This is a genomic window from Actinosynnema sp. NPDC023658, from assembly GCF_040639995.1.
Lineage (GTDB): Bacteria > Actinomycetota > Actinomycetes > Mycobacteriales > Pseudonocardiaceae > Actinosynnema.
The window spans coordinates 1-13,363 of sequence record NZ_JBFAAX010000139.1 but is presented as its reverse complement, the minus strand read 5'-3'; the positions used below and the strand labels follow the sequence as shown (position 1 = coordinate 13,363).

The 13,363-nt window shown below is 73.8% G+C and carries 11 protein-coding genes; 1 reads left to right on the top strand and 10 read right to left on the bottom strand.

Features of this window, described 5'->3' with window-relative positions:
- Positions 1 to 98: 98 nt before the first annotated feature.
- From AB0G02_RS17340 to AB0G02_RS17310, 7 genes are all read right to left on the bottom strand, one after another.
- On the bottom strand, positions 99 to 671 hold the full coding sequence (locus AB0G02_RS17340; RefSeq protein ID WP_360794939.1) for a cupin: 573 nt from the start codon (positions 669 to 671) through the stop codon (positions 99 to 101).
- Positions 672 to 676: 5 nt separating this feature from the next.
- On the bottom strand, positions 677 to 1,264 hold the full coding sequence (gene mtnB, locus AB0G02_RS17335; protein WP_360794936.1) for a methylthioribulose 1-phosphate dehydratase: 588 nt from the start codon (positions 1,262 to 1,264) through the stop codon (positions 677 to 679).
- Positions 1,261 to 1,926 (bottom strand): acireductone synthase, encoded by a 666-nt coding sequence (gene mtnC / locus AB0G02_RS17330; protein WP_360794933.1) that lies wholly within the window; start codon positions 1,924 to 1,926, stop codon positions 1,261 to 1,263. Before mtnC ends, mtnB begins: the two co-directional genes overlap by 4 nt.
- On the bottom strand, positions 1,919 to 2,926 hold the full coding sequence (locus AB0G02_RS17325) for a s-methyl-5-thioribose-1-phosphate isomerase (RefSeq protein ID WP_360794931.1): 1,008 nt from the start codon (positions 2,924 to 2,926) through the stop codon (positions 1,919 to 1,921). The genes mtnC and AB0G02_RS17325 overlap by 8 nt, the downstream gene beginning before the upstream one ends.
- Positions 2,926 to 4,053 (bottom strand): acyl-CoA dehydrogenase family protein, encoded by a 1,128-nt coding sequence (locus tag AB0G02_RS17320; protein ID WP_360794928.1) that lies wholly within the window; start codon positions 4,051 to 4,053, stop codon positions 2,926 to 2,928. Before AB0G02_RS17320 ends, AB0G02_RS17325 begins: the two co-directional genes overlap by 1 nt.
- Before the next feature lie 118 nt (positions 4,054 to 4,171).
- Positions 4,172 to 5,272: a hypothetical protein gene (locus AB0G02_RS17315; RefSeq protein WP_360794925.1), complete on the bottom strand. Its 1,101-nt coding sequence runs from the start codon at positions 5,270 to 5,272 to the stop codon at positions 4,172 to 4,174.
- 20 nt (positions 5,273 to 5,292) lie between these two features.
- Positions 5,293 to 6,366, bottom strand: a complete 1,074-nt coding sequence (locus AB0G02_RS17310) for an XRE family transcriptional regulator (protein WP_360794923.1) — start codon at positions 6,364 to 6,366, stop codon at positions 5,293 to 5,295.
- Between the two features lie 324 nt (positions 6,367 to 6,690).
- Between AB0G02_RS17310 and AB0G02_RS17305 the strand changes: the two genes are divergently transcribed.
- Positions 6,691 to 7,515 (top strand): hypothetical protein, encoded by an 825-nt coding sequence (locus AB0G02_RS17305; protein ID WP_360794920.1) that lies wholly within the window; start codon positions 6,691 to 6,693, stop codon positions 7,513 to 7,515.
- A 127-nt stretch (positions 7,516 to 7,642) separates the two neighbouring features.
- Here AB0G02_RS17305 and AB0G02_RS17300 read toward each other — a convergent pair whose 3' ends face one another.
- From AB0G02_RS17300 to AB0G02_RS17290, 3 genes are all read right to left on the bottom strand, one after another.
- Entirely contained in the window at positions 7,643 to 9,376 is a 1,734-nt protein-coding gene (locus AB0G02_RS17300) for a family 20 glycosylhydrolase (RefSeq protein WP_360794942.1), read from the bottom strand.
- A 137-nt stretch (positions 9,377 to 9,513) separates the two neighbouring features.
- Positions 9,514 to 12,369 carry a LuxR C-terminal-related transcriptional regulator gene (locus AB0G02_RS17295; RefSeq protein WP_360794917.1) on the bottom strand — a complete coding sequence of 952 codons (2,856 nt, stop codon included), beginning with the start codon at positions 12,367 to 12,369 and terminating at the stop codon, positions 9,514 to 9,516.
- Between the two features lie 10 nt (positions 12,370 to 12,379).
- Positions 12,380 to 13,363 (bottom strand): zinc-binding dehydrogenase (locus AB0G02_RS17290; RefSeq protein ID WP_360794915.1); only part of this gene is annotated, 984 nt, incomplete at its 5' end.

Sequence of the window (13,363 nt, the reverse complement as noted above, 5' to 3'; positions counted from 1 at the left end):
GGTCCTGCGCGGCCTGGCCGAGCGCGACCCGCTGTACGTCACGCCGCACGCGCGGGCCCGGTGGGAGCGGCGGGCCAGGGCGAACCTGGCCGCGGAGCTCAGCTCGCTCGGTGACCGGCCATGAGGGTGTCGAAGGTCGGGAACGACCGGGCGATGTCGCTGCCGGTGAAGTTGCCGACCCAGCCGTCGTCGTCGTGGAAGAACCGGATCGACACGTAGTCCGGCCGGGTGCCCATGTCGAACCAGTGCGTCGTGTTCGCGGGCACGCTCAGCAGGTCGCCCGCCTCGCACAGCACGGCGTGCACGCGTCCCTTCACGTGCAGGTAGAACACCCCGGCGCCGCGGGCGAAGAACCGGTCCTCGTCGTCGTCGTGGGTGTGCTCGGCCAGGAACTTCAGCCGCGCCTGCCCGGCCGACTCCAGCCACTCCGGGTCGTCGGACGGCGTCATCTCCATCGCGTCGACGAGGATGTAGCCCTCGTTCTCGGTCACCCGGGAGACCTGCTCGGCGTACACCTCCAGGGCGTTCTCCCTGGTCACACCCGGTACGACCGGCCACTGCTCGTAGCGGACGCCCAGCTGCTTCAGCTCCAGGGCGATCTCGGCGGGGTCGGCGGTGCGCACGACCACGCTCTCGGGGTCGGTGTCCGACCACACGGTCAGCAACGTCATCGCGCCTACCTCCTGCTGGTCTCGACCGCGAAGCGCAACAGCCACTCCAGGCACTCCAACCGGTGCCGGGCCTGGTAGAGGTCGTCACCCCACACGTACACCCCGTGCCGGGCCACGATCAAGGCCGGCACGTCCGCGCGGAACCCGGCCTCGAACGCGTCACCGAGCTCCCGCATGTCCTGGCTGTTCGGCACGACCGGGACGACGACCAGGTCGTCGTGCGCCTGCCGGCCGAAGCCCTTGAGCATCTCCAGGTCGCGCAGCTCGACGCCGCCCGGCCACCGCTCGGCCGCGACCACCGGAGCGAGGGCGTGCACGTGGACCACCGCGCCCGCGCCGGACACCGCCGCGATCCGCCCGTGCAGGCCCGCTTCGGCCGACGGCACGCGCACCGGGTCGTCCGTGCGACCCTCGGCGTCGATGATGACGACGTCGTCGGGCCCCAGCTCGCCCTTGTCCTTGCCGCTGGCGGTCACCGCGAGCCGCAGCGGGTCGCGGCCCACGACCACCGACAGGTTGCCCGACGTGCCGCGCATCCAGCCCATCGCGGTGTACCGGGCGCACTCGGCGGCCAGCGCCTCGCCGGGCGTCACAGGGTCTCCGAGGTCCGGTGCGGACCGAAGTCGGCGTCACCGTAGGGCTCGCCGGGCCGCCGCACGCCGACCGTCCGCCACCCGGCCTCGGCGGCGGCGTCGAGCTCGGCGGGCACGTCGGAGTAGAACGTGATGTCGGTCGACCCGAGCACGGAGGCGATCTTCAGGTAGGACGACGCCTCGCGCTTCGGGCCCGCGTTGACGGTGTCGAAGTGGTGCTCGAACAACGAGCTCAGGTCGCCGTCGGTGGTGTGCGCGAAGAACGCCACCTGGCCCGCCACCGAACCGGACGAGAACACGGCCAGCTTCACGCCCGCGTCGTGCCAGGCGCGCAGGGCCGGGACCACGTCCGGGAAGAACTCGGCCACCAGGTCGCCCTCGGCGTAGCCGCGCTGCCAGATCAGGCCCTGCAACGTCTTGAGCGGGGTGACCTTGCGGTCGGAGTCCATCCAGTCGTGCAGCACGCGCACCAGCTCGTCCGTGCCACCGTCCACACCGGACAGCTCGCGGATCTGCGCGACGGCCTCGACCACGGTCGGGTCGTCGGCGTGCTCGTCGATCCACGGCCCGAGCCGCGGCCGGGCGTAGCCGTACAGCGTGACCAGGACCTGGTCGGTGGCGCTGAGCGTGCCCTCGATGTCCAGCACGACCCACTCACTCATGAACGTCCCCAACGTAGTAATCGGCCAAAGCGTCCGGAGCGTACGCACCGCGGTCGGTCACCACCGAGGTGACGAACCGCGGCGGCGTCACGTCGAACGCCGGGTACAGGCCGCGCGCCCGCTCGGTGGCCGTGCGGCGGCCCAGGGTGTGCAGCACCTCGTCGCCCGGCCGGTGCTCGATCGGCACGTCCGCGGCGGTGGGCGCGAGCCGGTCCGGCGCCTGCACCATGGCCAGGAACGGCACGTCGAACGCGTGCGCCGCGACGGCCAGCCCGAGCGTGCCGACCTTGTTGACCACGTGCCCGTCCATGGTGACGCGGTCGGCGGCGGTCAGCAGCACGTCCACGTCGCCGGTCGACATCACGGCCGCGCCCATGCCGTCGGTGATCAGGGTGGTGTCGACGCCCATCTCGCCCAGCGTCTCCGCGGTCAGTCGGGCGCCCTGGAGGTACGGCCGGGTCTCCGTGCAGACGAACCGCAAGCGCTTGCCCATCGCTTGGGCAGCGGCGACGGTCTCGGTCAGGTAGAGGTCGGCCCAGCAGTGCGTGAGCACCGCGCCCTCGTCCGGCAGCAGCTCGGCGGTGTGCGTGCCGAGCCTGCGGCTGCGGCTGCGGTAGCGCTCGTCCCCCGCCCTCGCGCCTTCGAGCGCGCCGGCTTCGACGTCCTCGTGCGTGTCCACCCCGGCGAGCACGGCCGCGACCGCCTTGCGGAGGTGGTTGTTGGTGCGCCGGGTCTCGATCAGGAGCTGCCCGGCCCGGTCGAGCCGGGCGCGTGCCTCCGCCCTGGGCAGGCCGCGGGTCTCGCGGGCGGCCAGCACCATGCCCCACAGCGCGGCGAAGTACGGGCCGGAGGACTGGGTGACCATGTCCTCGATGGCCTTGGCGACCTCGACGACCGTGCCGCAGCGCACCCACGTCCGCTCGAACGGGAAGTTGCGCCGGTCGAGCACGTGCACGCCGTCGTCCTCCAGGCGCACGCTGCGCGCGAGCAACGGCTCCATCAGCTGTACCCGGTGTAGGGCGCGTGCTCGCCGGTGAGGAAGTACGCGCCGACCTCGCGGGCCTTGTACGCCACCGGGTCGTGCAGGGTGAGCGTGCGGGCGTTGCGCCAGAACCGGTCGAAGGCGTAGCCGGCGGCGGTGGCGCGGGCGCCGCACAGCTCGAACACCCGGCTGGTGGTCTCGTTGGCGACCCTGGTGGCGACGACCTTGGCCGACGAGATGGCGGCGGCGGTCTCGGCGCGCTCGTCCCCGGTCAGGTCGGCGCCGCGGGCGGACGCCCGGTCCAGCCGCTCCGAGGCGTGGTCCGCGAGGAGGCCGGCGGCCCGGGTCTCGGACACCAGCTCGCCGTACGCGCCCAGGATGTACGGGTCGGCGGTGGCCGCGTCGACGCCGCTGAGGAACCACGGTCGGGTCGTCGTGCGGGTGTACCGGGAGGCTTCGGCCAGCGCGCCCTCGGCCATCGCGACGTAGAGCTGGGCCAGCACGAGCTGGAAGCCCAGGCCGGCCAGCGACTGGCGCGGGCTCGTCTCGTCGTGCGCGCCGAGCACCTGGTCGGCGGGCACGTGCACGCGGTCGAACACGACGCCGCCGCTGGCGGTGAGGCGCTGCCCGATGTTGTCCCAGTCGCCGCGGTAGGTGATGCCGTCGGCCTTGGCGTCGAGCGTGAACGTCACCTTGTCGGCGTTGTCGGTGCGGGTGGCGCTGACCACGAGCCGGTCGGCCACCGACGCGCCCGTGGCGAACGTCTTGCGCCCGGTGACCTCGAACCCGCCGTCGACGGGCCGCAGCTCCAGCGCGGCGTCCAGCGGGTTGCTGACCCCGGCCCAGAACACGTCCGCACCGGTGGGCCCGACGTCGCCGTCACCGAACAGGCCGCGGCGCCACACCTGGAGGTAGTGGTAGCCGAGCAGGTGGCCGACGTTCGCGTCGGCCGCGCCGACGACCCTGGTCACGGCCTGCTGGGTGGCCCAGTCCGCGATCGCCAGCAGCCCGGACCGCCGCAACGACGCGACCTCGGCCACGGGCTCCGCACCGCGCCGGTCCCGCTCCGCCGCGTCGACCCGCAACGTCGCGGCCAGCTCCTCGGCGACGGTCAGCCACTTCTGCCGACCATCGGTGCTCGTCATGCCCCGCTCCCGTCCGATCGACGGCTCGGCCGTCGCACGCTCGTCCACGTTCCAGCAGGCGAGCCTAATCGCCGGAACGGGCCGCGGACTGAGCGTTCCGCCACATGGGAGGCGGTGGTCAGGCGCGCGGGCGGTAGCGGTGGAGCAGGCCGAGGTCGGCCAGGAGCTTCGGCACGGGTCGGCCGCCGCAGCGGCGGCGGGTCGCCTCGACGTGGTCGCGCCACACCTCGCGGTCGGCACGCCACGCGGTGAGGTAGTCGACGCACAGCCGGGGCTCGATGAGGCGGTTGCGGCCACCGGCGGCCTTCAGGGCGGCGATCACCTGCCGCTTGGCCGGGCCGTCCGGCCGGGTGTCGCGGACCATCGTGATGACCTCGTCGATGAACCGCCTGCGCCGGCCCAGGAACCCCCGCCAGTACGCGGCGGTGGCGTCGGTCAGGCCACCCCCGGTGTCGAGCAGCCCGAACAGCCCTTCCGCGAGGCTGTCGCCCAGCTCCTCGGTCCGGGCCCGCATCGGGTCGTGGTACGGGTCGTAGGGCTGCTGGACCGCGAGCCCCGTCACCGCCGACGGCGCGAGCCCGGTCTCGTCGAGCAGGAAGAACCAGTCCTCGTTGTAGATGTCGGGGAAGAACGACGTGAACGACTCGCGGCCGATCGCGAGCGCGCCCGTGCCGATGAACGTGTCCTGGGCGCCACCGGCCTCCCGGTAGGCGTGGCACACCACCGAGTTGTCCGGGTAGCCGCCGACGGAGAGCCCGACGCCGGTGAACCGGTCGAGCAGCCCCGCCGCGGCGCGCAGGTCGTCCGGCTCCGGGATCACCACGTCGTCGTCCACGTAGACGACCCGCTCCCACCCGGCCGCCGCCGCGAGCAGCAGGCCGAGGTTGCGCTTCAGGCTGGTGTCGGTGCGGCGGGCGAACCGGCCGCCGCGCAGCATCGCCGTGGTCCGCAGCGGCGGCAGCAGGTCGGCGGGCACGTCCGCGACGTCGACGGCGACGACCTCGACCCCGGCGCGTTCGGCGAGCGCGGCGGCGGCGTCCGCGGACGACCGGCGGCTGCACAGCGTGACCAGCGTGCAGCCGTGGTGCCGCGCGAGCGCGACGACGTGCTCCAGGTAGGCGGTGGGCCGCGCGGTCGGCACGATGATCGCGTCGACGTCGGCCGGGACGGCGACGGGGTAGCGGCTGAGCAGGTGCCGGTGGGAACCGTGGTGGTTCACCGACGCGAGGGTGGTGACGGTCAACTCCGGCCCTCCGGCCATTCGGAGAGTCGGGAGCCCGGCAGGTTCCAGTCCGGCGTGACCACCTGGCCGTTGACCACCACCACCCTGGTCAGGACGCTGTAGGAGTCGTGGTCGGGGAATCGCCGTTCCAGGTACTCCGCGTTGCGGTCGCGGAACCGCCCGTCGGTCAGGGCCCGCACGACACCGAGGGTGCCCCTGCCGTACTGGCCGTTGCAGATCGTCACCGTTCGCTTGTGGTTGAACGGGTTCGTGCCGCGGTAGAAGTGCGCGACGTCCTCCAGCAGCACCTCGTGGTCGCCGTGCCTGGCGAGCTTGGGCGCGTAGAGGCGTTCCTCGCCCGACGGGGTGCGCACGACGAACCCGCCGGCCTCGGACTCGTGGTGCCGGGCGACCTGCGTGACGGGCAGGTCGACGCGGTCCAGCAGCTCGCGGGTGACGAGGTTCCAGTCGACGCCGCCGAGCAGCACGAGGTGCGTGGTGTAGTCGTCGGGCGCGAGCTCGGAGGCGATGCGGAAGTTGACCTGGCTGCGCGGGTTGACCGCGCGGATGTGCCCGTGCAGCTCGATCAGGGCGTCCAGGTCGGCGTAGGTGTACAGCTCGACGTAGTCCGGTCGGGACGGGTCGGAGTAGGGCATCTTCGCCCGCATGTCGGCGGGGAGCTGGGCCACGACGATGGTGATGTCGTGCCGGTCGTGGAAGTACCACGAGCCGCGGTCCGCGTGGTCCTGGGCCGGTGACGCGCCGCTCTCGCGCTGCCCGGCGGCGGCGCGCAGGTCCATCAGCTCGCGCAGCAGCTCGTCGCGGCGGCCGGCCTCGTCCGGGGTCAGCTCATCCGGCGGGATCAGCCGGAACGGGCGGTTCTCGACCGAGCGTCGGGTCGCGAAGAACGTGGCGTAGGCGGCGAGGCGGTGCGGCGGCGGGGTCTTGGGGGTGGTGCGGCTCTCCCAGGAGGACAGCAAGGGCACGCTGGCCGGTTTCTCGGCGCTGAGCACCTGGGCCAGGTCGCTCTGCGTGATCGTGACCTCGGGCCACTCCTCCTCGCGCAACGCCCGGAGGCGGCGCGCCAGCAAGGGTAATCCGTCTTCAACGACCACGACCGCGTGCCTTTCAGCGAACTTCAGCGTCTCAGCTGAATTTCGGAACGTACACCATGCCGCGAGAGATGACTCGAACTCCCCTCGAACCTGCTTGCCGGACTCGCCCTACCAGCTTACTCAGAGTACTGGACTTCAGGAAAGTTAACTGAAGTTCGCCGATGCCCCACAGAGTAATCAAGAGCGGACTCATTACCGTGCTGACGACGGTTCTGCTGGTCTACGCGCGCTGAACCTCCACGTGCGGCGCTCCCCCTTCGACTACGGTATGCGGGCCCGCACCGAAGGGGGAGTCGCACGATGGACTTGTCGCGCAGACCGTTCCGGGGAGGACGCGCCCTCGCCGCCGGGGCGGCCGCCACCCTCGGGACGACCGCCGCGCCGGCCCGCGCGGTGCGTCCACACCGGACGTCCACACCGCACCTGCTGGAGGCCGAGCAGCTGGTCGGCTACCTGTCGCTGCCCGCGTGCCCGCTGACGAACAACACCTACAAGGAGCCCCACCAGCCGAACGTGGTCCGGTGGGGGTCGCCCGGTGACGCGTCCGGGTGGGTCAACCGGAGCCAGTGCGCGTCGTTCCAGACGGCCGTGCTGAAGCGCACGTACCGGTGGGCGACCTCGGCGTTCTTCCGGAAGCACTTCGGGGTGGCGAGCCCGTTCGCCCGCGACTACCGTGCGGCGTTCGCCGAGCGGGACGTCCCGCACTTCGAGCGCGTCACCAGGGTGGCGGACCTGCGGCCCGGCGACCTGATCGCCGTCGACTACCGCAACGACCAGGACACCAACACCGGGCACGTGGTGATGGTGCGGTCGGTGAAGGGCGTCTACACCGCGCCCGGGGCCGGCCTGAACTTCGCCGGGGAGACGCAGTACGCGGTGGAGGTCGTGGACTGCACGTCCGAGCCGCACGGCGTGTACGGGGTGGGCAACTACTTCCGGTTCCCGGACAACCGGATCTTCAACGCCACCGCCGGGACCGGCGGCGCGGGGTACGGGCACATGATGTTCTACGCGTCCGACGCGACGGGCGCGTTCAGCCGGTACCGGTGGAGCGTGAACACGTCGTCGGCGGGCACGTACACGATGGCCCAGCGCCCGGTCTCCGCCGCCCGCGTCACGTCCTGAACGCTCAACTCGGGGTACTCGAACGTAGGACACGCGCGACGTGAACGTAGGACTCTCGCGAGAGTCCTACGTTCGGAGCGCGAGAGTCCTACGTTCAGAGCACCCGAGTTGAACGCTCGGGTGCGCGTCAGAGGCGTTGCCAGAGGGCGGGGACGTTCGGCGGCTCCCAGCCGGGCTGGGACGTGTGCGGTTGGCGGCACTCGTAGGCGACGCCGTCGTAGGTGACGCGGGCGCCCACCGCGTACGCCTGGTTCGGGGCCCAGGTGCCGGACGGCTGGGTGCTCGTGGTGGTGGTCGTGGTCGTCGTGGTGGTGGTGCCGCCGGTGTCCCAGGAGACCTGCGGCGAGCGGTAGAAGGCGATGCCCATCGCGGTCCACCGCGGCGCCTGCGCGCCCAGGCGGGTCCGGAACGCGTCCCAGCTGTGCGTCGACCACGGCGACCAGCCCAGCTCGGCCAGCGCGGGCAGGCGCGGGAACGCCAGGTGGTCGAGGTGCGCCGGCGTCACCACCGTCTCCGTCCACAGTGGAGCCTCGATGCCCAGGACGGCCGACTCCGGCACGCCGCTGACGTGGGTGCCCGGGTTCCAGGAGTAGGCGTCCTGCACCTCGACGTACCCCGCCCAGCTCAACCCGATGGGCGTGCCGGAGTTGTACTTCATGTCCAGGTAGGCCTTGTTCGCGGGCGACATCAGCACCTTCTGGCCGCGGGCGGCGGCGTTCTGCACGACGGCGTTGGACGTGGTCGTGCCCCAGTACTGCGCGACGGCGCCGGTGTCGGTGGTGGTCTTGACGAACTCGTGCCAGCCCATCGGCTTCTTGCCGTACTTGCCCACCAGCGGCAGGACGCGGTCCATGAACGCCCGGTAGTCCTGGTCGGTGGTCGCGCTCGCCTCGTCGCCGCCGATGTGGAGGTACGGGCCGGGCGTCATCGCGGCGAGCTCGCGGATCACGTCCTCGACGATCGCGTAGGTGACGTCCTTGGACACGCACAACGACGAGTAGCCGACCGCGATGTCCGTGCGCAGCGCGGGCGCGACGCCGTTGCAGTTCAGCTCCGGGTACGAGGCCAGCGCGGCGTTGGTGTGGCCGGGCAGGTCGACCTCGGGCACGACGGTGATGTGCCGGGCCACCGCGTAGGCGACGATCTCCTGGTACTGGGCCTTGGTGTAGTACCCGCCGGGTCCGCCGCCGACCTGCGTGCTGCCGCCGTACTCGGCCAGGCGCGGCCGGCTGTCGATCACGATCCGCCAGCCCTGGTCGTCGGTCAGGTGCAGGTGGAAGTAGTTGACCTTGTAGAGGGCGAGCTGGTCGAGGTACCGCTTGACCGTGGCGACCGGGTGGAAGTGGCGGGCCACGTCGAGCATCGCGCCGCGGTGGGCGAACCGCGGGTGGTCGGTGATCGTCGCACCGGGCACGGTCCACGGCCCCGGTTGGGCGGTCCGGCTCTCGACCTTGGCGGGCAGGAGCTGGCGCAGCGTCTGCACGCCCGCGAACAGGCCCGCCGGGGTGGTGGCGCGGAGCTGCACGGACGCGGCCGTCACGGCGAGCTGGTAGCCCTGGTCACCGACGGCGGCCGGTGCGCCGCCGAGGAGCAGCGAGATGCCGTCGGTCGGGGTGCCGGTGGTGTCGGTGACGGGCAGGGCGTAGCCGGTGGACGGGCGTAGCAGGGCCGCGAGCTGGTCCCCGACGCCGTGCGCGGCGGGCGTGGTGTAGATCCTGGTGGCGGCCGTGACGGTGTGCGTGACACCGGCGGTGGGCTGCACGGACACCGGCACGGGGACGAGGCTCCGCAGGGGTTCGGCGGCCGACGCGGCGGGGGTGCCGGAACCCGCGTGCCACACGACGGTCGCGCCGAGCACCATCACCAGGACGGCGAGCGCTCGGGCCGTCCTCGCTGGGGGTTTCACCGTTGGTCCTCCTCGGGGCAGGCGGCGGCCGGCTGCCGTCCAGCGTGGGGACGTCCGGGAGGTGCTGTCAATGGGTCTAGACCATTCGGTCCTCAGGCGAGGTCGAGCTTGGCCAGCTCCACGCGGGAGGCCACGCCGAGCTTCGGGTAGGCCTTGTAGAGGTGGTAGCCGACCGTCCGCGGGCTGAGGAACAGCTGCGCGCCGATGTCCCGGTTGCTCAACCCCTCGGCGGCCAGCCGCACGACCTGGAGCTCCTGCGGGGTGAGGGCGCCGAGCGGGTCCGGCCCCGGCACGGCGCGGCTCTCGCCGGTGGCCCGCAGCTCGGTGCGGGCGCGGGCGGCCCACGGCGTCGCGCCCAGGCGTTCGAACAGCTCGGCGGCGGACCGCAGGTGCGTGCGGGCGTCGGCCTTGCGGCGGGCCCGGCGCAGCCACTCCCCGTACAGCAGCTCCGTGCGGGCGCGTTCGAACGGGCGGCTCCCGTCGACCCGGTGCAGCTCGACAGCCGTCGTGAACGCCCGCTCGTCGTCGGTAAGCAGCGCGCGGCAGCGGGACGCGACCGCCCGCGCCCACGGTTGGCCGCTGCTCGACGCCCACTCGTCGTACCAGGCGGCGGCGTCCTCGGCGGCGGACGGCTTCCCCAGCCGCACGGCGGCCTCCACCAGGTCGGGCAGGCTGGAGACGGAGTAGAGCCGGTACGCGCCCGCGGCCACGTCGGCCAACCGGTCCAGCACGGACTCGTGCCGGCCGAGCCCGAGGTCCAGCAACGCCAGGGCGCACGCCGCCCGCACGGACGCGGGCGGGCCGCCGGTCTCCGTCGCGGCCAGCTCCTCGCACCGGGCCTCGTCGCCTTCGATGGCGGCCAGCTCCGCGAGCACGCTCGACAGGAAGCCGACGCTGAACCCCTGCCCGATGTCCGCCGCGATCCGCAGCCCCTCCTCGGCGGCGGCGCGCGCGTCGCGGTGCTGCCCGAGGTGCAGGTGCCCCCGGGCCAGGTAGGCCAGCGCCCGGGGCAGCACGCCCAGCGCGCCCTCGGCGCGGGACTGCCGCTCGACCCGGAACGCCCACTCGTGGGCGGCGCGGTCGTCGCCCAGGACGAGGTGCCACCACGCGGTGACCGCGTTGCCGGGTCCGCCGACGTACGGCGAGTCCAGCAACGCGCGCAGCGCGGCGGTCCCGCCGGGGACGTCGTCGCCCTCCAGGCCGAAGGCGGCGGTGGCGACGGCCCGGATGTCGTCGGCGCCGGGCAGGTCGGCGGCCCGTGCCGCGATCTCGGCCAACGCGTCGAAGTCGCGCCCCGCCCAGGCGTTGTTGGCGGCGTTGAACAGCAGCTCCCCCGCCAGCTCCGGCTCGGTGTGCGTGGCGCAGCCGGCGGCGCGGGCGAGCTGCTCCGCGGCCTCCGCCGACCGTCCCTGCTCACTGGCCAACCGGGCTTGGATGCGGGCCACCCGCGCGCCGTCGACCAGGTCGGTCACCAGGTCCCACGCCTGGTCCGCGAGCACGACCGCGCGGTCGAACTGGCCCGCCGCACCCGCCGCGCCGGCCGCCGCCGCGAGCCGGTGCCCGCGTCGGACGGGGTCCGGGGTCAGTTCGGCGGCACGCTGGTACGCCGACGCGACGGCGGCGTAACCGCCCCGCCCGCGGGCGTCCTCGGCGGTGCGGGCCAGGGCTTGGGCGACGTCCTCGTCGGGTTCGGTGGTGGCGGCGGCCAGGTGCCACGCGCTGCGGTGGGCGTCGTCCAGCACCTCGGCCAGCGCCCGGTGGACGGCGAGGCGTCGGGCCAGGGTGGCGCTCTGGTAGGCGGCGGCGCGGATCAGCGGGTGGCGGAAGGTCAGCCGGCCGTCGTCGGAGCGCAGGAGTTGGCGCTGCTCGGCGACTTCGAGGTCGTCCACGGACGCGCCGAGCAGGCCGGCGGCCTTGAACACCACGCCCGGGTCGCCGGTGTCGTCGGCGGCCGCGACCAGCAGGAGGGTGCGGGTGCGCTCGGGCAGGGTGCCGATGCGGTCCGCGAACGTCTGCTGGATGCGGCTGTGGGTGGGCAGGGCGGCGACGCGGTGGCCGTGGGCGGCGGGCAGGTGGCCTTCGCGCTGGGCGGCCGGGAGTTCCAGCAGTGCCAACGGGTTGCCGCGCGCCTCCTGGGCGATCCGGTCGCGGACGTAGCGCGGCAGGTCGGCGGCGTGCTCGTCGAGCAGGGCGGCGGCGTGCTCCGCGGCGAGGCCGGTGAGGCGCAGCTCCGGCAGGCCCGGCGCGGGGAACGGCGGTGCGTGCAGGTCGCGGGCGGCGAAGAGCATCGCGACGCCCTCGGCCTGGAGGCGGCGCGCGGCGAAGACGAGGGCGTGCGCGGAGGCCTGGTCGAGCCAGTGGGCGTCGTCCACCAGGCAGAGGACGGGGCCGCGTTCGGCGAGGTCGGCCAGGAGGGTGAGGACGGCGAGGCCGACGAGGTGGTGGTCGCCGCCGTCGGTCGGGGCCAGGCCGAGGGCGGCGCGCAGCGCGGTGGCCTGGGTCGGCGGCAGGGAGTCGACGTGGTCGACGGCGGGACCGAGGAGCAGGTTCAGGCCGGCGAACGGGACGACCGACTCGGACTCCACCGCCGTGCCGCGCAGGACCCGGAACGCGCCGGCGCGGGTGCCGGGTGCCGTCTCCGGCCGGGCCGGAGTCGGGTCGGCGGCGAGCGGGATCGGGTCGGCGGCAAGCGGGATCGGGATGGCGGCGGGCGCGCGCAGCGAGCGCTTCGCAGAGGTCCCCGCCAGGGGGTCCCCTGCTTTCATTGTGCCGGCGGGGTCCGACAATTCCGGGCCCGTGGCGGTTGCCCTGGTGGCGGCGTGGGCCAGCAGGGCCGACTTGCCGATGCCCGCCTCGCCCCGCACGACCAGCCCCCCGCTGCGGCCGGCGCGGGCGTCGGACAGCAGCCGGTCCACCACGGCCAGTTCGGCGGACCTCCCGTGCAGCATGGTCACGACCCTAGCCGGCGTCCGGGACCAGGACGACCTTGCCGACCGTGTGCCTGCTCTCCACCGCCGCGTGCGCCCGCGCCGCCTCCCCCAGGGGGAACGGGTGGATCACCGGGGTCAGGCGGTGGGCCGCCGCTTCCGCCAGGGCCCGTGCCTCCAGCACCCGCAGGCCACCGGACCGCTTGGCCACGTGCGGCCCCGCGGCGACCGTCGCCGTCAGCGAGCGCTCGAACAGGTCCTCCGACGTCACCCGCACCAACTCCCCCGACGACGCGCCGAACATCACCAGCCGACCACCCGGCGCGAGCAGGTCCACGGCACCGCGCCCGAGCGGGCCGCCGACCCCGTCCAGCACCGCCGTCACCTCCCGCCCGCCGAGCCGGGCGACGACGTCCTGCTGCCACCCGTCCCGCCGGTAGTCGACGGCGATCGCGGCACCCGCGCGCAGCACCGCCCGCCGCTTCACCTCGCACCCGGCCAACCCGACCACCACCGCACCGGCCCGCGACGCGCCCTGCACGAGCATCGTCCCGACACCACCCGCGGCGGCCGTCACGACGACCACGTCGTCCGCGGTGGGCGCGGCCTCGTCCAGCACGCCGAGCGCGGTGCGGCCGGAGCAGATCATGGCCACGGCGGCGGGGAAGCCGAGCCCTACCGGGATGACGTGCAGCGCGCCCACCTCCCGCACCGCCAGCTCGGCGTACCCCCCGCTGGCGAGGCCGAGCTGCGTCACCACCCGCTCCCCCAACCACGCGCCGTCGACGTCCGCGCCGACCGCGTCGACCACCCCCGCGACCTCGCTGCCCGGTGTGGTGGGCAGGTCCGGCAGCGCCGGCCACTCCGGGCAGCCGCGCCGGACCGCCGCGTCCACCAGGTGCACGCCCGCCGCGCGCACCGCGATCCGCACCTGGCCGGGGCCCGGCTCCGGGTCGTCGACGTCCTCGCAGGCCCGGCGTCCACCAGGCCCTGGAAGTCCTGGAGGTCGGTCTCG

What these genes read in the sequence shown, in the direction of transcription:
- AB0G02_RS17340 (WP_360794939.1), bottom strand. Translation starts at nt 671, where the DNA reads ATGACGTTGCTGACCGTGTGGTCGGACACCGACCCCGAGAGCGTGGTC.
- mtnC (WP_360794933.1), bottom strand. Translation starts at nt 1,926, where the DNA reads ATGAGTGAGTGGGTCGTGCTGGACATCGAGGGCACGCTCAGCGCCACC.
- AB0G02_RS17325 (WP_360794931.1), bottom strand. Translation starts at nt 2,926, where the DNA reads ATGGAGCCGTTGCTCGCGCGCAGCGTGCGCCTGGAGGACGACGGCGTG.
- AB0G02_RS17320 (WP_360794928.1), bottom strand. Translation starts at nt 4,053, where the DNA reads ATGACGAGCACCGATGGTCGGCAGAAGTGGCTGACCGTCGCCGAGGAG.
- AB0G02_RS17305 (WP_360794920.1), top strand. Translation starts at nt 6,691, where the DNA reads ATGGACTTGTCGCGCAGACCGTTCCGGGGAGGACGCGCCCTCGCCGCC.
- AB0G02_RS17300 (WP_360794942.1), bottom strand. Translation starts at nt 9,376, where the DNA reads ATGGTGCTCGGCGCGACCGTCGTGTGGCACGCGGGTTCCGGCACCCCC.
- AB0G02_RS17295 (WP_360794917.1), bottom strand. Translation starts at nt 12,369, where the DNA reads ATGCTGCACGGGAGGTCCGCCGAACTGGCCGTGGTGGACCGGCTGCTG.